The sequence below is a fragment of the Pseudomonas sp. GV085 genome, from assembly GCF_003050925.1.
Classification (GTDB): Bacteria; Pseudomonadota; Gammaproteobacteria; order Pseudomonadales; family Pseudomonadaceae; genus Aquipseudomonas.
In genome coordinates this window covers 49,465-73,373 of sequence record NZ_QAOV01000014.1, presented here as the reverse complement: position 1 = coordinate 73,373, position 23,909 = coordinate 49,465, and the positions used below count along the sequence as shown (strand labels likewise).

Annotated in this window: 23 protein-coding genes; 8 read left to right on the top strand and 15 right to left on the bottom strand. The window is 62.0% G+C overall.

The window, feature by feature from the left end:
* The first annotated feature begins 75 nt into the window (after positions 1–75).
* A complete protein-coding gene (locus C8K63_RS25025) occupies positions 76–1,002 on the top strand; it encodes a 1-aminocyclopropane-1-carboxylate deaminase/D-cysteine desulfhydrase (RefSeq protein ID WP_108219177.1) in 927 nt (308 codons plus the stop codon).
* Between the two features lie 123 nt (positions 1,003–1,125).
* Here the strand turns inward: C8K63_RS25025 and C8K63_RS25020 are convergent, their stop codons facing one another.
* The 3 genes from C8K63_RS25020 to C8K63_RS25010 form a co-directional block, all read right to left on the bottom strand.
* Positions 1,126–1,686, bottom strand: coding sequence for a cytochrome b (locus C8K63_RS25020; protein ID WP_108219116.1), 561 nt, complete (start codon positions 1,684–1,686; stop codon positions 1,126–1,128).
* A gap of 255 nt (positions 1,687–1,941) precedes the next feature.
* Positions 1,942–2,769 carry a phosphonoacetaldehyde hydrolase gene (gene phnX, locus C8K63_RS25015; RefSeq protein ID WP_108219115.1) on the bottom strand — a complete coding sequence of 276 codons (828 nt, stop codon included), beginning with the start codon at positions 2,767–2,769 and terminating at the stop codon, positions 1,942–1,944.
* 152 nt (positions 2,770–2,921) lie between these two features.
* A complete protein-coding gene (locus C8K63_RS25010; protein ID WP_108219114.1) occupies positions 2,922–4,031 on the bottom strand; it encodes a 2-aminoethylphosphonate--pyruvate transaminase in 1,110 nt (369 codons plus the stop codon).
* Between the two features lie 109 nt (positions 4,032–4,140).
* Here C8K63_RS25010 and C8K63_RS25005 point away from each other — a divergent pair, with 109 nt between their 5' ends.
* The gene (locus C8K63_RS25005; protein WP_108219113.1) at positions 4,141–5,001 is read left to right on the top strand and encodes a LysR substrate-binding domain-containing protein; all 861 of its coding nucleotides are present in this window, start codon (positions 4,141–4,143) and stop codon (positions 4,999–5,001) included.
* A gap of 51 nt (positions 5,002–5,052) precedes the next feature.
* On the opposite strand, the gene C8K63_RS25000 is transcribed toward C8K63_RS25005, so the two are convergent.
* Positions 5,053–5,925: a LysR family transcriptional regulator gene (locus C8K63_RS25000; RefSeq protein ID WP_108219112.1), complete on the bottom strand. Its 873-nt coding sequence runs from the start codon at positions 5,923–5,925 to the stop codon at positions 5,053–5,055.
* A 269-nt stretch (positions 5,926–6,194) separates the two neighbouring features.
* Between C8K63_RS25000 and C8K63_RS24995 the strand changes: the two genes are divergently transcribed.
* Positions 6,195–7,520, top strand: a complete 1,326-nt coding sequence (locus C8K63_RS24995) for an MFS transporter (RefSeq protein WP_108219111.1) — start codon at positions 6,195–6,197, stop codon at positions 7,518–7,520.
* 68 nt (positions 7,521–7,588) lie between these two features.
* On the top strand, positions 7,589–8,980 hold the full coding sequence (locus C8K63_RS24990) for an FAD-dependent oxidoreductase (protein WP_108219110.1): 1,392 nt from the start codon (positions 7,589–7,591) through the stop codon (positions 8,978–8,980).
* A 3-nt stretch (positions 8,981–8,983) separates the two neighbouring features.
* On the opposite strand, the gene C8K63_RS24985 is transcribed toward C8K63_RS24990, so the two are convergent.
* Positions 8,984–10,405, bottom strand: a complete 1,422-nt coding sequence (locus C8K63_RS24985) for a type VI secretion system Vgr family protein (protein ID WP_108219109.1) — start codon at positions 10,403–10,405, stop codon at positions 8,984–8,986.
* A 225-nt stretch (positions 10,406–10,630) separates the two neighbouring features.
* Between C8K63_RS24985 and C8K63_RS24980 the strand changes: the two genes are divergently transcribed.
* Positions 10,631–11,335, top strand: coding sequence for a YebC/PmpR family DNA-binding transcriptional regulator (locus tag C8K63_RS24980; RefSeq protein ID WP_008051121.1), 705 nt, complete (start codon positions 10,631–10,633; stop codon positions 11,333–11,335).
* A gap of 150 nt (positions 11,336–11,485) precedes the next feature.
* Here C8K63_RS24980 and C8K63_RS24975 read toward each other — a convergent pair whose 3' ends face one another.
* The 8 genes from C8K63_RS24975 to C8K63_RS24940 form a co-directional block, all read right to left on the bottom strand.
* Positions 11,486–12,799: a leucine-rich repeat-containing protein kinase family protein gene (locus C8K63_RS24975; RefSeq protein ID WP_108219108.1), complete on the bottom strand. Its 1,314-nt coding sequence runs from the start codon at positions 12,797–12,799 to the stop codon at positions 11,486–11,488.
* Between the two features lie 314 nt (positions 12,800–13,113).
* Positions 13,114–14,175, bottom strand: a complete 1,062-nt coding sequence (locus C8K63_RS24970) for an ABC transporter substrate-binding protein (protein ID WP_108219107.1) — start codon at positions 14,173–14,175, stop codon at positions 13,114–13,116.
* A gap of 18 nt (positions 14,176–14,193) precedes the next feature.
* Positions 14,194–15,309: an FAD-binding oxidoreductase gene (locus C8K63_RS24965; protein ID WP_108219106.1), complete on the bottom strand. Its 1,116-nt coding sequence runs from the start codon at positions 15,307–15,309 to the stop codon at positions 14,194–14,196.
* Positions 15,306–16,661, bottom strand: a complete 1,356-nt coding sequence (locus C8K63_RS24960) for an NAD(P)/FAD-dependent oxidoreductase (RefSeq protein WP_108219105.1) — start codon at positions 16,659–16,661, stop codon at positions 15,306–15,308. Before C8K63_RS24960 ends, C8K63_RS24965 begins: the two co-directional genes overlap by 4 nt.
* A gap of 47 nt (positions 16,662–16,708) precedes the next feature.
* Positions 16,709–16,999, bottom strand: a complete 291-nt coding sequence (locus C8K63_RS24955) for a (2Fe-2S)-binding protein (protein ID WP_108219104.1) — start codon at positions 16,997–16,999, stop codon at positions 16,709–16,711.
* Positions 17,000–17,006: 7 nt separating this feature from the next.
* Entirely contained in the window at positions 17,007–17,801 is a 795-nt protein-coding gene (locus C8K63_RS24950; RefSeq protein ID WP_108219103.1) for an ABC transporter permease, read from the bottom strand.
* 6 nt (positions 17,802–17,807) lie between these two features.
* Positions 17,808–18,677: an ABC transporter permease gene (locus C8K63_RS24945; RefSeq protein ID WP_108219102.1), complete on the bottom strand. Its 870-nt coding sequence runs from the start codon at positions 18,675–18,677 to the stop codon at positions 17,808–17,810.
* A complete protein-coding gene (locus C8K63_RS24940) occupies positions 18,674–19,699 on the bottom strand; it encodes an ABC transporter ATP-binding protein (RefSeq protein WP_108219101.1) in 1,026 nt (341 codons plus the stop codon). The genes C8K63_RS24945 and C8K63_RS24940 overlap by 4 nt, the downstream gene beginning before the upstream one ends.
* Before the next feature lie 244 nt (positions 19,700–19,943).
* On the opposite strand from C8K63_RS24940, the gene C8K63_RS24935 reads away from it, so the two are divergent.
* Entirely contained in the window at positions 19,944–20,780 is an 837-nt protein-coding gene (locus C8K63_RS24935; RefSeq protein ID WP_108219100.1) for an IclR family transcriptional regulator, read from the top strand.
* A gap of 30 nt (positions 20,781–20,810) precedes the next feature.
* Here the strand turns inward: C8K63_RS24935 and C8K63_RS24930 are convergent, their stop codons facing one another.
* Both C8K63_RS24930 and C8K63_RS24925 read right to left on the bottom strand, forming a co-directional pair.
* A complete protein-coding gene (locus C8K63_RS24930; RefSeq protein ID WP_108219099.1) occupies positions 20,811–21,563 on the bottom strand; it encodes an anti-sigma factor in 753 nt (250 codons plus the stop codon).
* Positions 21,560–22,066: an RNA polymerase sigma factor gene (locus C8K63_RS24925; protein ID WP_108219098.1), complete on the bottom strand. Its 507-nt coding sequence runs from the start codon at positions 22,064–22,066 to the stop codon at positions 21,560–21,562. Before C8K63_RS24925 ends, C8K63_RS24930 begins: the two co-directional genes overlap by 4 nt.
* 158 nt (positions 22,067–22,224) lie before the next feature.
* Here C8K63_RS24925 and C8K63_RS24920 point away from each other — a divergent pair, with 158 nt between their 5' ends.
* Entirely contained in the window at positions 22,225–23,310 is a 1,086-nt protein-coding gene (locus tag C8K63_RS24920; protein WP_108219097.1) for a catalase family peroxidase, read from the top strand.
* Positions 23,307–23,852 carry a cytochrome b gene (locus tag C8K63_RS24915; protein ID WP_108219096.1) on the top strand — a complete coding sequence of 182 codons (546 nt, stop codon included), beginning with the start codon at positions 23,307–23,309 and terminating at the stop codon, positions 23,850–23,852. Before C8K63_RS24920 ends, C8K63_RS24915 begins: the two co-directional genes overlap by 4 nt.
* Positions 23,853–23,909 lie beyond the last annotated feature (57 nt).

Genomic DNA, 23,909 nt, shown 5'->3' with positions numbered 1-23,909 from the left:
TGTGGGAGCGAGCCTGCTCGCGATAGCTGCCTATGAGCGACTAGAATGCTGACTCTTTACCCAGAACCGGCATCGATGTATTTCTCGTCTAGCGATTGGCTTGCTCAAGCCCCCCTCGAACGCCTTGATCTAGACTGGCTCACTCACGCCGGCATCGAAGTGGCAATCCTGCGTCTGGACCAGATCGACCCGCTGATCAGCGGCAACAAATGGTTCAAGCTCATCGAGCACCTGAAGACTGCCGACCGCGTTGGCGCCGAAGGCATCATCAGCCTGGGTGGAGCGCACTCCAATCACCTCCACGCGTTGGCGGCGGCGGGCAAGCGTTTCGGCTTTGCCACCGTTGGCCTGTTGCGCGGGCACCCTCAGGAAACCCCGACGGTCAAAGACTTGCAGGCGTTCGGCATGCCGTTGCACTGGCTGGGTTACGCAGGCTATCGAGCGAGGCATGAAGCGGGTTTCTGGCAACCCTGGCACACCCGCTACCCGACGCTGCATCCGGTGCCTGAGGGGGGAGGCGGTTTGCCTGGCGCCCTGGGTTGCATGCAACTGCGGGCCAGCGTTTGCGCGCAACTGGAGGGATTGGGCTGGAGTGACTATGACGCCTGGTGGCTGGCCTGCGGAACCGGCACGACCTTGGCCGGCCTGGTACTGGCCGAAGCGGGGGATCATCCGGTGTACGGTGCCCTGGCGGTGCCAGACGATCACGGGGTGGCGCAACAGGTCGAGCGGATCGTGCAGGAGGCGGGTCTGATCCATGCGGTGTATGAGCTGATCGATGCCAGCCGCGGCGGCTTTGCCAAGGTCGACCCGCTGCTGACTGAGTTCATCGAAAAGACCGAACAGGCCAGCGGCATTCCCCTTGAGCCGTTGTACACCGGTAAGGCATTGCTGGCGCTCAAGCAGCAAGTCGAGGCGGGCAAGTTCGCTCGAGGTACGCGGCTGATCTTCGTTCACACCGGCGGCTTGCAGGGGCGGCGGGGATTCAATCCACAAATCTAAAGCACACATGCAATCTCATGTGGGAGCGAGCCTGCTCGCGAAGGCGGTAATACATCCAGTATCGATGCGCCTGTCACACCGATTTCGCGAGCAGGCTCGCTCCCACAGGTTTTGCCAGTGGCCTCAGGTATCGCGGTTTGCCCGCTTGGGCATCATCCGCAGCAAAGTGTTATCGCCCACCACATAGTGGTGATACAACCCGGCTGCGGCATGCAGGCCGATCAGCCAATAGCCTATCGTGCCGCCGAGCTCGTGCCAGCCCTGGAGTTGTTTGGCCAGGTCCTTGTTTTCCGCTACCAGCATCGGCAGGTCGACACCGTAGAACATCACCTGATTGCCTTTGGCGCTGGTGACCAGCCACCCGAGAATCGGTGTGAAGATCATGAAAATGTACAACGCCCAGTGCATCAGCCTGGCCAGCGTCGTTTGCCAGTGTGGCGAAGCCGGGAAGATCTCCGGGGGGCGGCCGAGACTGCGCGCCAACAATCGCACCCAGACCAGAACGAAAACGGTCAGGCCGAGCATGAAGTGTAATTCGACCATCAGCGTGCGCCCGCCACTGCCCTTGGGAAAGATCCCGCGAAACTCGATACAGGCGTAAACCAGCGCCAGCAGGACCAGCATCAACCAATGCAGTGCGATCGATACGGTGCTGTAGCGCGATTCGGAGTTTTTCCACGGCATACGGTGTTCCTCAGAGGTCCGGTTTAAAGCCACCGTTCTTGTCCGACGGTGAGCGTTAACTGTAATCCTGTTTTACCGGGTTTGCCTGAGGCGATCGGTCGCGGGATGCTCTGGCTCGGGTAGTAGACAGAAAAATCCTGTAGGAGCGAGCTCGCTCGCGATGGTCGCCAACGATGACGCATACCCACCGGGTAACCGCGGCATTCTTGAGACCATCGCGAGCGAGCTCGCTCCTACAGGGGGGAGTTGCGTTTTTTAGCTGGACTGCGGCATTTCGCCGTTGGCCAGGCGCTTGTCGATGTCGGCGATCACGTCCGGCAGATCGGTGATGGTGTCGATCATGTAGTGCGGGCGCGAACTTTCGAACATCGTGTGGATGCGCTTGCGCTCACTGTCCAGCTGGTCGCTTCCCAGCGCGCGATAACCTTCGTAGTCCAGACCCAGGGCGTTACCCGAGCAGATCAGCGCCACGGTCCACATGCCGGCGCGGCGACCTTCGAGAATGCCCGGCACAGTGTCATCGATCTTCACGCACGCGGCGACATCGTCAATGCCCAGGGCGATGACGTTGGCCAGTGCCTGGGCGGGCCATGGGCGGCCGTTCGGGACTTCGTCGGTGGCGACCACGTGATCGGCGACGTAGCCGTTGGTGGCGGCCAGTTCGACCACTTTGTCCATGACCCGTTTCGGGTATCCGGAGCAGGAACCGATCCTGATCCCTTGCTGGCGCAGGTTGGCGATGGTCTCCAGTGCCCCCGGAATCAGCGCCGAGTGTTCGGCGATTTTTTCGATTTGCAGCGGCATGAAGCGCTGGTAGATGGCGGTGACGTCATCATCGCTCGGCGTGCGGCCGAACACTTTGCGATAACGCTCGGCAACTTCCGGCAGATCGCACAGGGTGCGGATGTGGTCCCACTTGCCCATGCCCATCGGGCCACGGGCTTCTTCGATGGACACCTGGACATCGAATTCGGCGAACGCCTCGACGAAAATCTGCGTCGGGGCGAAGGAACCGAAGTCGACCACGGTGCCGGCCCAGTCGAGGATGGCGGCTTGCAGTTTGGTTGGGTTGGTGTAGTTCATGGTGATCAAGTCCTGTGGCAACTGGCTAATGAGGGCTGCTTTTACTGTGGGAGCCAGCCTGCTGGCGATGAGTGCCTGACATTCGACGGATGTGTTGGCTGACAGTCCGCTATCGCGAGCAGGCTCGCTCCCACAGGGGTATACGGTGTGGCTTAGATTTCCAGCACTTCCATCTCGCGCAACACTTCAGCAATCGCCGCCACCGCTTCGCGCATTTGCGCCGGGTTGACATGGCCAATGCAGCCGACGCGGAAGGTTTCGACCTGGGTCAGTTTGCCGGGATAGAGGATGTAACCCTTGGCCTTGACCCGTTCGTAGAACTCTTTGAACTGGTAGCGAGGATCTTTCGGGGCATGAAAGGTGGCGATGATCGGCGCCTGAATGACCGCCGGCAGGAAGCTGCGCAGCCCCAGTTTGCCCATCTCTTCCATCAACGCCTGGCAGTTGGCGGCATAGCGTTGGTGTCGTGCAGGCAAGCCACCTTCTTCGTTGTATTGCAGCAGGGCTTCGTGCAGCGCCGCGACCACGTGGGTCGGCGGGGTGAAGCGCCACTGGCCGGTCTTGGCCATGTAGGCGTGCTGGTCTTGCAGGTCCATCGCCAGTGAATGCGAGTTACCGGTGGCGTTGGCCAGGGATTCTTTGCGAGCGAAGACAAAACCCATGCCCGGCACACCTTCCAGGCATTTGCCCGAGGCAGCGATCAGTGCGTCGAACGGCACTTGCTGCGCATCCACCGGCAGGGCACCGAAGGAACTCATGGCGTCGATGATCAGGCGCTTGCCGTGTTCTGCGACGACCTGGGCGATCTGCGGCAGCGGATTGAGGATGCCGGTGCTGGTTTCGCAGTGAATCAGGGCGACGTGGGTGATGCCGGTGTCGGCGCGCAGCAGACGGTCGACGTCGGCGGCGGTGGTCGGCTCGTCTTCGGCGGTTTCGAAGGTACTGTAGGCGCGGCCGAGCACTTCACAGATTTTCGCCAGGCGTTTGCCGTAGGCGCCGTTGATCAGTACCAGAATCTTGCCATCGCGAGGCACCAGCGTGCCGATCGCTGCCTCGACCGCGAAGGTGCCACTGCCTTGCAGGGGCACGCAGTGGTGAGTGGCGGCGCCGTTGATGATTGCCAGCAGTTGCTCGCAGAGGCTGGCGGTCAATTGATTGAAACGGTCATCCCATGAACCCCAGTCGACCATCATCGCCTGACGGGTGCGGGGCGACGTGGTCAACGGGCCGGGGGTGAGCAGGATGGGTTCGGCAGTACTCATTCTCGTGTCCTCGCAATCGATGGGATGAAGCGTTGGTGCCTAAATTGCAATTTGCCGTGTTATCAATCAAATTGTTTGTTGTTATGCCAGCCATCAGTGAGGGTTATTCATGAACCTGTTTCAGCTGCGCGCATTCGATGCCGTGGCGCGGGAAGGCAGCTTTACCCGGGCGGCGGCGCGGCTGTTCATCAGCCAGCCGGCGGTTACCGGGCACATCAAGGCCCTGGAGGAGCACTACCAGATCACCTTGCTGCGCCGCACCGCCCGCCGAGTGGAACTGACGGAGGAGGGCACCAAACTGGCGGCCATCACCCGGGCGATGTTCGGCCTGGCCGAAGAGGCGCAGGTGATGCTCGAAGCCAACCGGCAACTGCTGACCGGGCGTCTGGAGGTGGCGGCGGACGGCCCGCACATGGTCATGCCGATGCTTGCCAGCCTGCGCGCGCGCTATCCGGGGATCACGGTGAACCTGCGCCTGGGCAACGCCCAGGAAACCCTGGCGGCGTTGTTGTCCGAACATGCCGACGTGGCGGTGTTGACCGAAGTCGAGCCGCGCAAAGGCTTGCATCTGCAGGCGCTGAACGAATCACGGATTTGCGCACTGGTGCCCGACGGCCATCCTTGGGTGCAGAAGACCAAAGGCGTGCAGCTCAAAGAGCTGGATCAGGTGATCATGGTGCTGCGCGAACCGGGTTCGATTACCCGGCGCACCTTCGATGAGGCTTGCGCCCAGGCCAGGGTCAATCCACGGGTGTTGCTGGAACTGGACAGCCGCGAAGCGGTAACCGAGGCGGTGGCCGCCGAACTGGGGGTGGGGGTGGTGTCGTCGGTGGAAGTCAGCCACGACCCGCGAGTGGCGGCGGTGCCGATCATTGGCGAGGGGTTGGTGAATCGGCACATGATGGGGTGCATGGAGCGGCGACGGGATTTGCGGTTGATTCAGGCATTTTTCGGGTTGGCGCCCACCTGAAAGACCGGGTCGCTTCCTTCGCGAGCCTGCTCGCGAAGGGGCCTGGCCTGCCTACACCAGACTCTCGCGCACCATCTCGAGAAACGTCGCCACCACCCGCCGCGAACTCTGCTCGCGCAAGCACACCAGTGTTTCAGTCAGCCGTCGTTCGCAATCGGTAATCGGCAGTGCACAAACCCTGGAGTCGGCGCCAAACTCGGCAGCCGACACCACGCCCACCCCAATCCCGACCACCACCGCTTCCCGCGCCGCCTCCCGACCTTCGACCTGAATCGCCGGGCGAATGCGGAACCCGGCGCGTTGCATTTCCTCCTCCAGGGTCTGCCGGGTCACCGAACCGATTTCCCGCAACACCAGTGGCGTGTCGTCGAGGTCCGCAAGGGTGATGGATTCGCGATCGGCCCAAGGGTGATTGCGCGACACAAACGCGACCATCGGGTCGTTACGCAGGGGCAGGGAAATCAGGCGTTCATCGCTGACGTCACGGCCCAGCAACGCCAGGTCGGCCTGATAGTTGAACAGTCGAAACAGCGACTCATCGGTGTTGCCGGTTTCGATCTTCACGCTGATCCCGGGGTAGCGTTCGCAGAAGCGGGCAATCTGCGGCAGCACATGCACCGGTGCATCCACCGCCAGAATCAGGCTACCGGTCTGCAAGGCCTGGGAATCCTGCAACAGCTCCTGGGCTTCGGCCTCAATCACAAAAAGCCGCTGTGTAACGCTCAGCAGGCGCTCGCCCAGATCGGTCAGGCGCACCGAGCGCTTGTTGCGGTGAAACAGCAAGACGCCGTAGCGCTCTTCGAGTTTGCGCACCTGGTCGGAAATCGCCGGCTGCGTCAGAAAAAGCCGCTCGGCGGCTTTGGTAAAGCCTCCATGGACCGCCACGGCATGGAAGGCTTTGAGCTGGGCGTGGGACACCGACATGGGAATCTCCAGTAACAATCTGACCTTATATTTGAAATACGATAAATCGATTTCACTTATTAATCAGTAATTGTTTTTATCCACCTCAGCCCCGCTGACGGGTCAGTCGAACAGCAGCGGGTGCCATGAGCCTGGGCGTGCAAAAAACAGGACTCATCTGACCGGTATCCGCCGTAGGGACAGGGCGATATCGCAGTGCTCAACAATAAAAACACAGGCGTTTTCTTCCAATTCTGCCGGCACACTCACACCCTGAGGTCAGAACCACAATGAACAAGCACATCGGCACCATCAAGCGTTGGCGCATGCAGATCTTCGCGATCACCTGGCTCGCCTACGCCGCGTTCTACTTCACCCGCAAAGCCTTCTCGGTCGCCAAACTCGGTATTGGCGAAGACCCGACCTTCATGCTCGATAAAATGGCCATGGCCAACCTCGATGCCATCTACCTGACGGCCTACGCCGTCGGCCAGTTCACCTGGGGCATCCTCGCCGACCGATTCGGGCCGCGGGTGGTGGTGCTCGGCGGATTGCTGATTTCCGCCGCCGCGGCGCTGGTGATGGGCAACTTCGCAACCTTGCCGATTTTCGCTACCTGCATGCTGATACAAGGGCTGGCGCAGTCCACCGGTTGGTCGGGGCTGTGCAAGAACCTCGGCAGCTTCTTTCCCTCCGAGCAACGCGGGCGGGTATTGGGCCTGTGGAGTTCCTGCTACGCCTTTGGCGGTCTCGTGGCGTCGCCGTTTGCCGGTTGGTGGGCGTATACGCTCATCGGCAGCTGGCATGCGGCGTTTGTTTCCAGTGCGGCGGTGGTTGGGCTGGTCGCCGTGCTGTTTTTTATTTTCCAACGCAACAAACCGGAAGACGTCGGCTTGCCGGCGGTGGAGCCGGAACCCGAGCTGACCGCCGAACAGGCTGACGCGCAAAGCAAAATCAGCATGTGGGAGCCATTGAAGGAAATCCTGCGCAACCGCACCGTGCTGGTGCTCGGGCTGGCGTACTTCATGCTCAAACCGGCGCGCTACGCGATTCTGCTGTGGGGACCGGTGATCGTTTTCGAACAGATGCCCTCGGTGGGCAAGGTCGGCGCGGCGATCATTCCGACCGCCTTTGAACTGGCCGGATTGCTCGGACCGATCATGATCGGCCTGGCCTCGGACAAACTGTTCGGCGCCCGGCGCATGCCGGCCTGCGTGATCAGCCTGTTGGCGCTGACCGTGTCCCTGGCATTTTTCATGGGCGCCCTGCATACCGGCAGCGTGCTGCTGGTGGTGGCGCTGCTGTTCGTCATGGGCCTGACCCTCTATGGGCCGGACTCGATGATCAGCGGCGCGGCCGCCATCGACTTCGGCACCGCCAAGGCCGGCGCCACAGCAGCCGGTTTCGTCAACGGCTGCGGCTCAGTCGGGGCGATTCTCGGTGGCCTGCTGCCAGGCTACTTCGACACCGTTACCGTGTTCATTGTCTTCGCTGGCTGCGCCATGTTCTCGGCACTGGTGCTGATCCCGCACTGGAACAGCCGCCCCGGTGGCCTGGGTACTCACTTCGCCTACGTGCCCAATAAAGCGATGACCATCAAACCCCTGCGTATCTGAATCCTGTCCCTCGTCGCCTGCTGCGTCTGCGGCAGGCTGGCGTGTGGGCCATTGACTGGAGTTTTCCCATGAGACCCTTTTGGCTGGACCAGGCCTTGAAAGCTGATGCATCCGAAACCTGTCCGCCACTGCAAGGCGACAGCCGCGCCGACGTGTGCATCGTCGGCGGCGGTTATACCGGGTTGTGGACCGCGATCATGCTCAAGGAGCAGAACCCCGAGCTGGACGTGTTGCTGATCGAAGCGGATATCTGCGGTGCCGGTGCCAGTGGGCGCAATGGCGGTTGTGCGCTGTCGTGGTCGGCCAAGTATTTCACCCTTGAGCGTTTGTTCGGCGTCGAAGAGGCCGTGCGTCTGGTCAAGGAGTCCGAGCGCAGCATCCATGCCATCGGCGCCTTCTGCGAACAGTATGCGGTGGACGCCGATTACCGCCTTGACGGTACGCTCTACACCGCCACCAACCGTGCCCAATGCGGCTCGACCGATGCGGTCATCGCCGCACTGGAGCGCCACGGCATCAACTCGTTCACCCGGCGGCCGGTGGCCGATGTGCAGCGCATGGCTGGTTCCAGCAAACACCTGGAGGGCTGGTTTTCTCCGGCCGCGGCCAGTGTGCAGCCTGGCAAGCTGGTGCGTGGTCTGCGCCGGGTTGCCCTGCAATTGGGCGTGAGGATTCACGAAAACACCGCGATGACCGGGCTGGAAGAGGGCAAGCCGGTGGGCATTCAAACCCCCGGCGGCACCGTCCGCGCCGACCGCGTGGTGCTGGCGATGAACGCCTGGATGGCCCGAGCGTTCCCGCAGTTCGAGCGCAGTGTGGCGATCGTTTCCAGCGACATGCTGATCACCGAGCCACGGCCGGATTTGCTCGAAGAAATCGGCCTGACCAGCGGCGTCACGGTGCTCGATTCACGGATTTTCGTGCACTACTACCACAACACCCCGGACGGCCGGATCATGCTTGGCAAGGGTGGCAATACCTTCGCTTACGGTGGACGCATGCTGCCGGTGTTCGATCAACCTTCGCCTTACGCCGGTTTGTTGCAGAGCAGCCTGGCGAATTTCTTCCCGGCGTTTGCCGACGTCAAGGTCGAAGCGACCTGGAATGGTCCGTCGGACCGTTCGGTGACCGGGCTGCCGTTTTTCGGGCAGATGAGCGCCAGTGGCAATGTGTTCTACGGTTTTGGCTACTCCGGCAGCGGTGTCGGGCCCTGCCATATGGGCGGGCAGATTCTGGCGTCGATGGTCCTGGGCCTGGACAACCCCTGGACTCGCTCACCACTGGTCAACGGACCGCTGGGTTTTTTCCCGCCGGAACCGATTCGCTACATCGGCTCGCTGATGGTGCGCAACGCCATCCGCCGCAAGGAGCGCGCAGAGGATCACGGGCGTCGGCCGCGGCATCTGGATGTGCGTCTGGCGAAGTTCGCCGCAGCGGCCGGCAAGGCTGACAAGGGCTGAGTGTCAGGGCGCAAGGTCCGAGCGGCTGAGCAGCCAGTCGAACAGCAGGCGGGTATCGCCACGGGGCTCACGCGGACGAGGGCCGCGAGGTTGTGGCCGAGAGCCCATGGCCGTACAGAGCACCGGGCGATCCGGGTCACTGTCGAGGAAAATCACCAGTACCTCGCTGCCGGCCAAGGGCAGGCGGGACGGATCGAGCCAGTCCTCGGCGGTGGTCAGCGCCAGCGGCAGCCACAGGCCATCGGACGCCTCTGCGACTGATTGTGTGACGGGCCAGAGGTTCACCTGAACCCGGCCATCCTCATCCACCCTCGGCGGTTGCCCGACCAGGCCGCACACTTGGCCGGGCTGATACCCGGGAATGCTCGGCCTGGGTTGTTTGAGCGAGGGCCTGAACACGGTCGACCAGGGGATGGCGCTGAATTGGTTGCGGTAACCCGGGGACATGTCGGGTGTGTCGTCAAGCAGAATGGATGAATGACGACCCTGATGGCGGATTTCGGTGACCAGCCATTGGTCGTTGAAATTCGCCAGCGGGTGCTCGGCCACCTGTACGATCCGGCCGCTGCGTAATGCACCCTGATTACTTTGACCGTGGATCTGCAGGTGTCGACAGCGCAGGCGTTCCAGTTGTCGACGGCTGAGCTGATCGCGATGTTGTTGTTCGTGGGCGGGAAAGTGTCTTGTCGTGGCGAACGAGTGATTGGCTGCGCCGTCGCTGGTGTCCGCTACACCAGGATTCCTGGCACCCGGGCGCACGGGGGAGAGCGTCGCGTCATGGCGCTGGAACAGTTCGCTGATCACCGGTTCCTGATGTTCGTCGAGGTCGTCACTGCGCATCGGCATGAGCAACGGTTCCTGGGGGAAACTCAGGCTGTCATCGGCCAACACCAGGACATGGCCGTCGCGTTGATGCTCGAAGTGGTAGTGGATGCCTTCTTCCTCGCACAGTCGTTGCAGCAGCGCCAGGTCGGTTTCATCGTACTGAATGCAAAAAGGTCGCAGGGGATAGTGCCCGGTTGCCAGTTCAAAGCGATAACTGCCGGCGGGCAATCCGTGTTCCTCGAGCAATTGGCGCAGGATCATGGGCACGCTGGCGCGCTGGAAAACTCGTCGGCGTCCTTGCTGCTCCAGCACTTGGACACGGGACACCAGCACCAGCTTGTAAGCGACCCGGTGCCCGCTTCGATGTTCACAACTGGCGCTGTGCAGCAGGCCATGAATGCCCTGGTCGTGGCCAAATTCGAGGAACGCCGGTTGCTGCAGCAATCGTTCAAGGCTCAGGGCCGGTGCCAGCCCGATAACCTCGATATCGAATCGATAGGGCTGGTTGAGTGCTTCATGACCGCTGAACCGGACTACCTGGAAACTCAGGTCATCGTCGAGAAGCGTCAGGATGGTGGGACTTTCCTTGTCGTTGTGCATCGAACACGCTACTGCCGTGGAATAGGGTGCAAAGCGTACGAAACCTCAGCGCATTGCGGGCACGTTAAAGCGACATTTCCGAATCGCCCTACAACCGCTGGTGAAGATGTCGATGCAAGTCGGGATTTTTTGGTCGATTGCCAACTTTAGGCCGTATAAACTTGCACAAAGCGTCGGCCAATAGATGTCTCGGCGCCACAGATGCCACAGATAAGAGAGTGAGAAATGGGCGCACAGTGGAAGGTTAAACACAAAGAAGCGGCAGCCAATGCCAAGGGCAAGATCTTCGGCAAACTGGTGAAAGAAATCACCATTGCTGCGCGCAACGGCGCTGATATTGCTACCAACGCGCACTTGCGCCTGGTGGTTGAACAGGCCAAGAAAGCTTCGATGCCCAAGGAAACACTGGATCGCGCCATCAAGAAGGGCGCGGGCCTGTTGGGCGAGACCGTGCAATACCATCGCGTGACTTATGAAGGTTTCGCCCCGCATCAGGTGCCGTTGATCGTTGAGTGCGTGACCGACAACATCAACCGCACCGTGGCCGAGATCCGCGTGGCGTTCCGCAAGGGCCAACTGGGTGCTTCCGGCTCTGTGGCCTGGGACTTCAACCATGTTGGCATGATCGAAGCGTCGCCGGACACCCCGGACGCCGATCCGGAAATGGCCGCCATCGAAGCCGGTGCACAGGATTTCGAGCCGGGTGAAGAGGGTGCAACCCTGTTCCTGACCGAGCCGACCGACCTCGACGCGGTACAGAAAGCCCTGCCGGAACAAGGCTTCACCGTGCTGTCGGCCAAACTGGGCTACCAGCCGAAAAACCCGGTCAGCGGCCTGAGCGATGAGCAGATGGCGGAAGTCGAAGCGTTCCTCGAAGGCCTCGATAACCACGACGACGTGCAGGACATGTTTGTCGGGTTGGCGGGTTAAGTCTTTGTGTCAATGACGGCCCTGTTGTCTGGCAGGCCGTCATCGCGAGCAAGCTCGCTCCCACATTAGATCGCGTCCGTCCGGGCAACTCGGTCAACTGTGGGAGCGAGCTTGCTCCGGGCGGCGATCCGACGATTGACCGCGCAGCGGTCACCAACCATTCAATTCCTGAACGATCTCACCAAAACCAGGCCGTGCCAGCACTTGCGGCTGACAGCAACGCCGCTCCAGATCCTCCAGCAGCCCACGCAGTGCATCGCTCAACCCCGAATCAACCCGCTCCAGCAACTCCCCCAGCAACACCCCGAATGCCCGCACCTCGATCCGCTGCAAGGCACGGCTTTCAAGGCTGTCGGAAATCCCGTGGAACGACGCCGCGCCAAAGTCTCCCAGCAAGCAATCACCCTGTTCGCTCCAGAGAATATTGTGCCCATAGAGGTCGCCGTGGGTGATGCCATGACCGTGCAGGTGCTCGGCCACCGAGGCAATGCCCGAGGCAATGCGCAGCGCCACCGCGGCACTGAAACGCAAATCGTCGGGGTAAATGTCGCGGCTGCACGACGCCAGGCTCGGCAGCGCGGCGAGGTTGCGAAAGCTCGGCGGGATCAACTGCATGACCAGCCCGGCGGTTTGCTGCGGGTGATCGACAATCCGCCCTTCGACGCGGATCAGATTCGGGTGCAGGCCAGCGGTGATGCAGGCGTTCATCTCGTGCAATGGCGAACCGTCGCTGGTCATTTCGCCCTTGTAGAGCTTCACCGCAACTGACGTGGCCGGTTGGTCAGCCGGTTGCCAGACGGCCTGATGAATCACCCCGGACGCCCCTTCGCCGAGTTTCTTCTCCAGACGCAGCGCCGACCAGTCAATGCGTGAAGTGGCGTCGAGGGCCGCGGCATCGGCTTCGGTTTCCAGCGGGTTGCCGGCATAGGCCAGCCAGGTCAGGCTCGGCAGCTCCAGCAGCCATTGCGGCAACCCGGTCAACCGGTTGGCGGCGATGCGGATCAGTTCCAGCCGATGACACTGACGCAATGACTCCGGCAGCGCTTGCAATCGATTGCCGGCGAGCATGAGCTTTTGCAGGAACGGGCGCTCTCCCAGTTCGCTCGGCAAGGTTTCGATGCAGTTGTCGGTCAGGATCAGCCAGCGCAGCAGCGGCGGCAGCGCCGCTGCGGGCACGTGGGCGATGCGGTTGGCTTTGAAGCCGATCATCGTCAGTGCGGTGCATTGGCCCAGGCAGGCCGGCAACTCGGTGAAGCGGTTATCGGAACAGAACAGCACGCGCAAACGGGTCAGGCGATGCAAGTCCTCGGGCAGGGCGCTCAAGGCATTGCCGCTGAGGTTGAGCACTTCCAGCGAGTCCGCCAGATCGAAGATCTCCCGGGGGAATTCGGTGAGGCCGTCGACCAGATCCAGCCGCGTGATGCCCGACAACTCGCCGGCACGCAATTGAGCAAGGGTATGCATGAACAGGTTCGCTTTTGATCAAGGAATAGGCGCGTGGCCCCGGAAATGCGCGACATGATAGCGGGAAAGATGTGGCGACTGTCAGGCCGCTTTCGCGAGCAAGCCCGCTCCCACATTTGATCAGCGGCGACTCGGTTCAATGTGGGAGCGGGCTTGCTCGCGAAGAGGCCCTTTAATACAACAAAAAGCTATCGATCAGACGGGTTCGCTGACTTCGACCAGTTGCCCCAATCAACTGCGGGTACGCGACAGATCAATGGCATCGCCGTCCAGGCTTTCGCGCAGGGCCCACACAGCTGTGCCTGGCCAGTGACCTAGCGCTCGATACTGCGGTTCCACCGCGCACTCCAAGCCGGACGTTGTTCGTTGACCTGATCCCAATCCACGGCAATCGCCGTATCGAGGTACTGTTTCATGGCTTCGACCTGACCGCGGGTTCGCTCGGTGGTCGGGGTGTTGGGGTTGGACGGAATCTGGTCGCCATCCTCGAGTGCGACGGCCTGGGCTTCGGGGGTCAGCAAGAAGGCGGCAAGTTTTTGCGCCAGCTCCGGTTGCGTGTTGTTGGCGATTGCGCATTCGGCGACGTTGAGCACCACGGCCCCTTCCTTCGGCTGTGCATATTCCACTGGCATGCCCTTGAGCTTCAGAGCCGTCACCTGGGTCGGCGTCAACGGGAACAGCGCCGCTTCGTCGGTCTGAAGCATTTCGGAGATCTTCGCCGAGCTCGGAATGTATTCCAGTACGTTACGCCCGACGGTGTTCGGCCAGGCCTTGAAACCAGGGTCGACATTGGTTTCGGTGCCGCCCTGGATCCGGTTGAACATCAGGAAACCGTGCAAGCCGAACGTCGAAGAGGCCATCGACTGGAACACCAGTTTGTCCTTGAAGCGCGGGTCGGCCATGTCCATCCACGAGGTCGGCGCGCTCCAGCCTTTTTCCTTGAACAAGCGGGTGTTGTATGCCAGCCCGGTGACCCCGAGGCTGACCGCCACGGCCTGGTCCTTGATCCGTCCCTTGGCCGGAATCTGTTCCAGTGTCGGGCTGTCTTCGAGTTTGTCGCACAGGCCCATGGAGATCGCGCGGTACATGATGCCGTCGTCGAGGAACATCACGTGCATCTGCGGGTTGCCTTTGCTGGCCTGGACCTTGGCCAGGATATCGGCGGAGGTGCCCGGTACGATCACCACTTTGACGTTGTTGGCCTTCTCGAAAGCCGGCAGCACCTTGTCGGCATAGAGCCGCTCCATGGTCCCGCCGTTCATGCCCAGATAAAGAGTCGGCTCGGCCTGGGCCTGAGTGACCGTGAGCAGGGCGCCCACGCAAGAAAAACTTAGCCAGGAGAAACCGAGCAGTGCACTGCGTTTGACGTTATTCATTGGCGCGACCTTCCTCTATCAAGCTACGGAGATGGAGTGAAACCGGGTGATGGAAAACGCATCCAGCGACGTCTTTGACGCGCCGCTACAGATGATTTCGGTGAGCGCCTGGCCCACCGCGGGTCCGATCTGGAAACCGGCGCCGGCAAAGCCGAACGCGTGCAACAGACCGGGTTGGGTGCCACTGTGGCCGATCACCGGTTGGCGATCGGGCAGATAACCTTCGGTGCCGCTCCAGGTACGAATCGCCTGGGCACCTTCAAGAAACGGGTAGAGCTCGACGGCCTGGCGGAGTATTTCCAGCACTGCGCCTTGACCGGGGCGGGCGCGGGTCTCGTCGAGGGCAAAGCCCTGGCCGCCGCCCAGCACGCAATTTCCCCGGGTAACCTGACGGGCATAAATGCCACCGCCCTCGACGCCGGTGCTGGCATCCATCACCAGCGGCAACGGTTCGGTGACCAGCATCGCCGGATGACCTGAATGCATCGGCACCGGTTCGCCGAACTGCGCGGCCAGGCTGCCAGCCCAGGCTCCGGCGCAGTTCAACAGACAGGGGGCACGCCATTCCTGGCCGGTTTGCGTACGCACACGAAACCGTTGCCCGTCATGTTCTACCGCGCTCACCGCGCATTGTTCGTAAACCTGTGCACCCTGTTGCCGCGCCGCCCGAGCGAACGCCGGAGACACCAGGCGCGGGTTGGCGTGACCATCGTCCGGGCAATAGGACGCGCCTGCCGCCACATCTCCAACCCACGGAAAACGCGCGCGCAATTGGCTTCGGTCGAGCACTTGCAGATCGAGGCCGAACCCCCGACTGCTATCGGCGTAGTCCTGCAGGGCTTGCAGATCGTTGAGGCTGCGGGCCAGTTTGAGGTGACCGCTACGCTGGTATTCGCCGTCGATGCCGATCAGTTGTGGCAACTGCGCCCAGATTTCGTGGGCCTTTTGCGACAGCGGCAATTGTGCCAGGGGACGACCCTGACGCCGCACGCCGCCGTAGTTCACGCCGCTGGAATGTGAGCCGCAAAAATCCCGTTCCAGCAACGCCACGCGCCGGCCGGCCCGACTGAGAAACAGGGCGGCGCTTGCACCGACAATGCCACCGCCAATGATGACTGCGTCGACTTCGTTCAAGGCTCGATCTCCAGGCCAAACGGTAGCGGTTTGATCGGTGCCTGGGCGCGCAACCGGCCGATATCGGACACGGCGCGCCGGCTCTGGCAGGCAATGATTTCTGCTGCTGCGGCACCGCACATCCGACCCTGGCAACGCCCCATGCCGACACGACAATGAGCCTTTACCCGGTTGATTTCCCAATGACCTTCGCGCACCACGTCGCGAATATCCCCGGCGCGTACTTCTTCACAGCGACAGACCATCACGTCATCGGCGAGACCGGCGGCCCAGTTGTCGGGAAATGTAAAGGCGCGTTCGAGGCCCTGACGAAATTCGCCAATGCGTTCCAGGCGGTGTTCCAGTAGCGCAGGGCGCTGCGCCGGAATCAGATGCCCCATGTCTTCGAGCAGTGCCAAAGCGGCGCGCTCACCGGCCATTTCCGCCGCGTCCGCACCCATGATGCCGGCGCCGTCGCCCGCCAGATAAACCTCGGCGACACTGCTGCGGCCCGCACGGTCACGCTGCGGTAACCAGGCGCGATTGAGCGGGTTCCAGGCAAATTCACAGCCGAGCAGATCGGCCAGTTGGGTTTCACTGCGCAGGCCGTGAGCGAAGGCCACCGCGTCGCAGTCCAGTGAGTGGTTGCCCTTGGTGTTGGACCAGCGCAGCGAGTGCACGCGTTGCTCGCCGTCGATGGCTGCCAGGGTCGCGCCTTGATGCACAGGGACACCGTGCGCGGTCAGCCAGCTGCGGTAATAAATGCCTTTGGCCAGCGTGGACGGTTGCGCCAGCAGGCCAGGCAGGGCTCGGGCCTGTGCGCTGAAGGGGGAGCTGTCGAGCACCGCGACCACGTTGGCGCCAGCCTTGGCGTATTGATAGGCGACCAGGTACAGCAACGGGCCGCTGCCGGCGAACACCACGCGTTCGCCGATGGCGCAGCCCTGGAACTTCAAGGCGATTTGCGCCGCGCCGTGGCTGTAGACCCCCGGCAATGTCCAGCCCGGTACGGGCAGAATCCGGTCGGTGGCGCCGGTGGCGACGATCACCCGGGAGAACTCCATGCGTGCGGCGCGGCCGTTCTGCAAGGTGTCGAGGGCGCCGTCCTCGGCATTCCACACCAGGGTTTCGGGGCGGTAATCGATTTGTTCGCGCAGTGCGTCAATCGTCTGATGCAGCGCATTGGCTTTGCGTGCTTCAAAGCCGTACAGCTTGACCGGCGATCGTTTGAAGTTGGCCGGTTGACGCCGATAAATCTGCCCGCCGCCGCGTGCGGCTTCGTCCAGCAGCACCGGACACACGCCATGGGCAACCAGCGTTTGCGCCGCACGAATGCCCGCCGGACCGGCACCGACGATGACCACAGACTTCATACTCTTACCCCCACAAGGGATCCGGTTTCTGCAGATGGAATGTTTATTCATAACGATCGCCCCGGTTCGCGGCAGACCTGTTGCCCGGCTTCGAGCAGCGTCGAGCAGGCGCGCACCCGGCGACCATCGCCCAGGCGCACCCAGCAATCCTGACAGGCCCCCATCAGGCAGAAGCCGGCGCGGGGTTCGGCGCTGAAGTCGCTGCCGCGCAGGTGTTCGCTGCAAGTCAGCACGGCGGTCAGCACGGTATCGCCGAGCAAACCGCTGGCGGGATGGCCGTCGAGGGTAAAGTCCAGGGCCGGGCGGTCAGCTTCGGCCAGTCTTCTCAGCAGAGCCATGGCGCCCTCATTGTTTACCCACCAGCACCCGATCCAGGCCGTAGACCCGATCAAGCAGAATCATCGTCAGCGCGGTCAGCGCAATCACCAGTGCCGACACCGCCGCCATCATCGGATCGATGGACTCAGTGGCGTACACGTACATGCGCACCGGCAGGGTTTGTGTGGCCGGCGAGGTGACGAAAATCGACAGCGTGACTTCGTCGAAACTGTTGATGAACGCCAGCAACCAGCCACCGGCCACCCCCGGCAGAATCATCGGCAGGGTGATCTGGCGGAACAGTGTGAAGCGCCCGGCGCCCAAGGATTGCGCGGCGTGTTCGGCGCTGCGATCCAGGCCAATGGCCGAGGCCAGCACCAGACGCAGCACATACGGTGTAATCACCAGTACATGGGCGAAGATCAGCCAGACGAAGCTGCCATTGACACCCAGCAACGCAAACAGGCGCAGCAACGCCACACCGAGCACCAGGTGCGGAATGATGATCGGCGACAGAAACAGGCCGTTGAGAAAGTCTCGACCGGGAAACTCGAATCGGGTGATCGCCAGCGCGGCGGGCACCGCGATCAGCGTCGCCAGGGTGGCGGCACTGAACGCCAGGATCAGGCTGTTGTAGAACGCATCGACAAAATCGGCACGCTCGAACACCGCGCGAAACCAGCGTAGAGAGAACTCCGTGGTCGGCAGGCTCAGGGTATTTTCCGGGGTGAAGGCCACGAGGCAAACCACCACCAGCGGCGCCATCATGAACAGCACCACCAGGGTATGAAACAGCAGGGCGAAAGGACCGTTCCTGGACATGACGAATTATCCCAATGACTTCTTGTAGCGGCCTTCGATCATGCGATTCCACGACAGCATGATCAGCAGGTTGATGAGCAGCAGAGCCACGGCAATAGTCGCGCCCATGGGCCAATTGAGCTCCGACAGGTACTGGTCGTAGATCAGCGTGGCAACCATCTTCAGCCGACGACCGCCGAGCAGGCCGGGGATCGCGAAAGAGCTGGCGGCCAGGCCAAACACGATCAATGTGCCGGACAACACACCGGGCATGACCTGTGGCAGCACGACCTGGCGAATCACCGTGAAGTGACTGGCACCCAGCGACTGCGCGGCTTGTTCGGCGGCGGGATCGAGTTTCTGCAGCGAGGTCCAGACCGGAATGATCATGAACGGCAGCATCACGTGGACCAGCGCAATCACCACCGCGAACGGCGTATAGAGCAGCTTCATCGGCGAGCCGCCGAGGGCTTGCAGGGTCTGGTTGACCAGGCCGTCGGCGCCGAGCAACAGGCTCCAGCCGAAGGCGCGCACCACCACCGAAATCAGCAGCGGAGTGAGGATCAGAATCAGGAAAATCGAGCGCCAGGGTGTGCCCATGCGGCTGAGGATATAGGCCTCGGGCACGCCGATCAGCACGCAGAGCAAAGTGGTCAGGGCGCTGATCCACAAGGTGCGCAGAAAGATCTCGTAGAAATACGGATCGCCCAGCAGGTTGCTGTAGTGCTCGACGGTGTAGGCGTCGCCGTTGATCCCCGAGCTGTAGTCGAAGACGTTGAACGACAGCACCAGGGTCAATCCCAGCGGGATGATCAGCAAGCCGAGGTACAAGGCCAGGGCCGGTGCAGACAGCCAATACCCCTGGCGTCCCTGGCGGGTGGCGGTGAGCGTACTCATGCTGGCACCTCGTCGACACTCAGCACTCGCAGCAGCGTCGCGTCCCAGTCCAGACCGACTGCAGTACCTTCGTTCAACGGCGCCGAGCCATCGTTGCGGCGCACCACGCAGAGTTCACCCAGGCTCGTCCCGACGCCGTACAGCCATTGGCTGCCGAGGAAAAACCGACTGACGATCTTGCCTTGCAAGCGACCGTGGCCGGCATCGCGCAGATCGATTTTTTCCGGCCGCAGGCTCAGGGTCAGATCGCCTTTGCCAACACTGCACACCTGAACCGCACCGGCACCATTGCGCTCGCCGGGCAGCAGATTGGCCTTGCCGACGAATCCGGAAATGAACTCGGTGCGCGGGTGTTCGTAGAGGGTGTAGGGCGCGTCGATCTGGGTGATGCGCCCGGCCTGCATCACCACGACACGGTCGCTGATGGACAGCGCTTCCGACTGGTCGTGGGTGACCATCAGCGTAGTGATTGCAACTTCGCGCTGGATGCGGCGGATCTCGAATTGCATCTCTTCGCGCAGATTGGCGTCGAGGTTGGACAGTGGTTCATCCAGCAAAAGCACCGGCGGCTGAATCACCAGGGCGCGGGCCAGGGCGACGCGCTGGCGCTGGCCACCGGAAAGCTCCCGCGGGTAACGCTCGGCGTGCTGATTCAGGCGCACCAGTTTGAGTACCCGGTCGACTCGCTGCTGGATATCGGCGTTCGGCACTTTGCGCATGCGCAGGCCGAAGGCGACGTTGTCCTTGACGGTCATGTGCGGGAACAGCGCGTAGCTCTGGAACACCACCCCCAAGCCGCGGCTGGCGGGTTTGGCGTGGGTGATGTCGCGGCCATCGAGCACGATGCGCCCGCTGGTGACTTCGACGAAGCCGGCAATCATTTGCAGAGTAGTGGTCTTGCCGCACCCCGAGGGGCCGAGCAAGGACACGAATTCACCTTTCTCGACCGAGAGGTCGGTGGCGACGACAGCGTCGATTTCGCCGTAGCGTTTGCAGAGTTTTTCAAGTTGCACAAAAGCCATGACTGCGCTCCACCTGAGATTGTTATGCGTCACCCAAAGGCGCGCTTTTTTGTATGGGCAGATACGAAAAGATGTTGCCGGGGTGCGTGGCGCTCGACTTGAGTCGGCTGCCGCTGTTGTTCGAATCGCCCCTGTCTGGACGCAGAGTAGGACGAAGACTAGGATGGGCTCAATGGCCTATTTCACTGAGGCGATGACTATTTTAAGTTTTATTCGATCAGTAAATTAATAATCGGAAAACAAGATGCAAGATTCCATTGAGCGGAATGAAAACAAAAATGAAGTCGGTGTCGGCGCCGTCTCAAGACTGTTTGCGGTACTGCGAACACTGGGGGATACCGTCGAGGGCGGCGAGCGGGTGACGCAACTGGCGCAGCGCATCGGTTTATCGCAACCGACGACCCATCGGTTACTGCGCAGCCTGATGGACGAGGGCATGGTCGAGCAGGATGCGCGCAGTAAACGCTATCGCCTGAGCCTGGATTTTTTCGCGCTGGCGGCTCGTGCGGGCAACACCGGAAACTTGCGCGAACTGGCACGGCCGGCGCTACTGAGACTCTCGGCGTCGCTGGGTGATTCGCTGTTTTTGCTGGCGCGCTGCGGCTTTGATGCGATCTGTCTGGACCGCAGCGAAGGGCCGTTCCCGATCCGCACCTTTACCGGGGATATCGGCGGGCGTGTGGCGCTTGGCGTGGGTCAGGGCAGCCTGGCGATTCTGGCGTTTCTGCCGGAGGAGGAGCGCGACACCGTCATCCATTACAACTTGCCGCGCCTGAAAGACTTCCACCTGTATGACGAGGTGTTCCTGCGCTCGGAAGTCGACAACGTGCGCGCCCTGGGTTACGCCGGGCGCAATACCGGCGTGCTGCAGGGCATGGCCGGGGTGGCCGTGCCGATTCTCGATCGTGAAGGTCGTGCGGTGGCGGCGTTGAGTGTGGCGACCGTGAGTGACCGATTGGGCCCGGATCGACTACCGACGGTGGTGGACATGCTCAAGCGCGAAGCGGCGCTGATCGGGCCGCGGATCAATCCGTTCGACCCGCTGCTGCGCCGGCCTTCGCAGGTGTTCGGGCAAGGATGAAAAGATCGCAGCCTGCGATCTTTTGATCTGTCAGAACTGGGTGGTCTGTTTGAGCATCCGCGCCGCCGCCGTGTCCGCCGGGCTGACCATCGCATAGTTGTAGCCGCCACCGGACCAGTACTCGGCCTGCAACTCACCATCACTGCGGCTGCCCCTGGGCAGCAGGAAGTTTTTCGGCCCTGGCGGGCGTACGTAGAAACTGACTTTCTGCCCGCCCTGGTTCTCGTAGACCACCATCGCCGCCGGGCCTTGCTCGGTGCTCAGCAGGCGCCCGCTGACCGGTTTGAAGCCGGCATCCGAAAGGTCGGGCAGGCGATTGGCCTGAGTGAAATAACGGTCGAGCCAGCCTTGCATATCGCCGTCCGCGCCGACCTTGTAATCGGCCGGCAGGAGGCCTTGCTGGGCAATCAGGCGATAGGCCTGCAGTGCGTCGGCCATCGGTGCCGGGGCGCTGACCAGGGTCATTTCCCGTGCTTGCCAACCGCTGAATCCGCCGACACTGACCGCGATCAACAGCACCGCCGCGCTGGCCAGATGCCGACGGGACTGGCGTTTCAGGTGTTGGCGAATCACGGCTGGATCGAGGTTCGGGTTGACCGGTTGCTGCAAGGCGCCACCGAGGGCCGCGCGCAGTTGCTGGGCGTCCAGTTGCCAGGCGCGCACTTGCGCGGAGATTTGCGGATTGCTCGCCAGAAAAGTCTCTACCCGGCGTCGGTCGGCGTCGCTCAGTTGGTGGTCGACGTAGGCGTGCAGGTCGTGCTCGCTGGGGGGCATGCTGATCATTTGAGTCTCCGCAGGGAAGGGCGGTTGATTTCGCCATCGCTGAGTTGGCGCAGGGCCTGGCGAGCCCGGGACAGGCGGGACATCACGGTGCCGGTGGGTACGTCGAGAATCCCGGCGACCTCTTTGTAGCTCAGGCCCTCCACCGACACCCAGAGCAGCAGCGCGCGTTGCTCGGTAGGCAGTCGGTCGAAAGCGCTGAGGGTCGATTGAGCGATAACGGTGCGCTCCACCGAGGGCTGGGCATCGTCACGCCCGGTGAAGAATTCGAGCATGCGCGCATAGCGCCGGGAGCGGCGGTGCGCATCGAGAAACTGCCGATAGACAATCGAGAACAGCCAGGCGCGCAAGTCGCCCTCGACGCGTTTGCCGTTCCAACTCGACAATGCCCGCTCCAGGCTTGCCTGCACCAGGTCGTCAGCGCTGCTGGCGTTGCGCGTCAACGACAGGGCAAACCGTCGCAATCGGGGAATGATTTCCCTCAGTTGTTCGTCGATATCGTTCATGAAGTTCTGACTAGTCGCTACGCTTGGGACTAGGAAGACGTCCGAACCTGGAGGTTATTCCACGTCAGAAAAAATAAACACCGCATGTGGGAATAAACCTGCGTGCGGTTCGTCTGCTTGATTCTTCTCACTTGTGGCCGATGGCCCTGGAGTCTTTCATGGTAGATCGATCATCACCGCCACCCCGGCCACCCTTGAGTGCGGCGAGCCTGACATTGCGTCTGGCGGGCATTGCCGTGGTCGTTGCCGCAGTGGCTGCGGCATTTGCCTACGTCAACGGCACCCTGGACCCACAGCGCCTGACCCCGAAAAAACTGATCAACGTGCTGGAAGCCAACAACGGCGTGCATCCGGGTTTGCGTCGCAACCATTCCAAAGGCGTGTGCGTGATCGGGCATTTCGAGAGCAGCCTTGAGGCGCGCAGCTATTCCACCGCTCAAGTGTTCAACGAAGCACGGACACCGGTGGTGGGGCGTTTCGCCTTGGGGTCCGGTAACCCAAACGCGCCGGACAGTGCCGTGCCGATCCGCAGCATGGCCTTGCGCTTCACTCAGGCTAACGGCCAGCAGTGGCGCACCGGGATGAACAGCATGCCGGTGTTCCCGGTGGACACGCCAGAGGCGTTCTATCAACTGCAAAAAGCCCAGACGCCAGACCCGGCCACCGGCAAACCGGACCCCAAGGCGGTATCGGCGTTTTTTGCTTCGCACCCGCAAGCCGCACCGTTCCTGGCCTGGATCAAGACTGCCAAGCCGTCGGCCAGTTACGTGACCGAAAACTACAACAGCGTCAATGCGTTCTACCTGGTCAACGCGGCCGGCCAACGCCAGGCCGTGCGCTGGAACATGGTGCCACTGGCCCAGGACGCACCGGGGGGCACAGCACCGGAGGGCAATGATTTCCTGGAGAAAGACCTGGTTCAGCGAATTGCCGCCGGCCCGTTGCGCTGGCAGTTGAACATCACCCTGGCCAACCCCGGCGATCCGGTCAACGACGCCAGCAAGGCCTGGCCCGAAGGGCGCAAGGTGTTGAACGCTGGCACCCTGGTGCTTGAAAAGACTCAACCGCAACTCAACGGTGAATGCCGTGACATCAACTACGATCCGCTGGTGTTGCCTGCCGGGATCGAAGGTTCCGACGACCCGTTGCTCGCCACCCGTTCAGCCGGTTACGCCAATTCCTACCTGCGTCGCACCAGCGAAGTCAGCCAGTTGCCCGCCGCCAAACAGGAGGCCCAGCAATGAGCAACCAACCGAACCACTTCGCCCCGCTGGCGCGCCTGCTGCACTGGCTGATGGCGCTGATGATCATCGCGATGCTGTTTATCGGTGCCGGCATGGTCGCCTCGGTGTCCGAGCGTCATGAATGGCTGATTCATCTGCACAAACCCTTGGGCATCGCGATTTTGCTGTTGGTGATCGTGCGGCTGGTGGTGCGCTTTTCCACCACGCAGCCGCCGCTGCCTGCGGACATGCCGGGTGTGCAAGTACTCGCGGCCAAGGCCTCGCATGTCTTGTTGTATGCATTGATGCTGGTTCTGCCGCTGCTGGGCTGGGCGATGATTTCGGCGTCGGGCGAGCCGGTCATGCTCAGCAGTTCATTGCTACTACCGTCGATTGTGCCGGCGAACGCGCAGGTGTTTGCGTTTTTGCGCAAGGCGCACGGGTATCTGGCGTATCTGTTGTTTCTGACGGTGTTGCTGCATTTGGCGGCAGCGTTGTTTCACGGTTGGGTGCGTCGCGATGAGGTGCTGGACAGCATGTTGCGGGGCAAGGATCGCGGATAATAGCCGGGCGAAAAAAGATCGCAGCCTGCGGCAGCGCCTACATTGGAATACATTTCC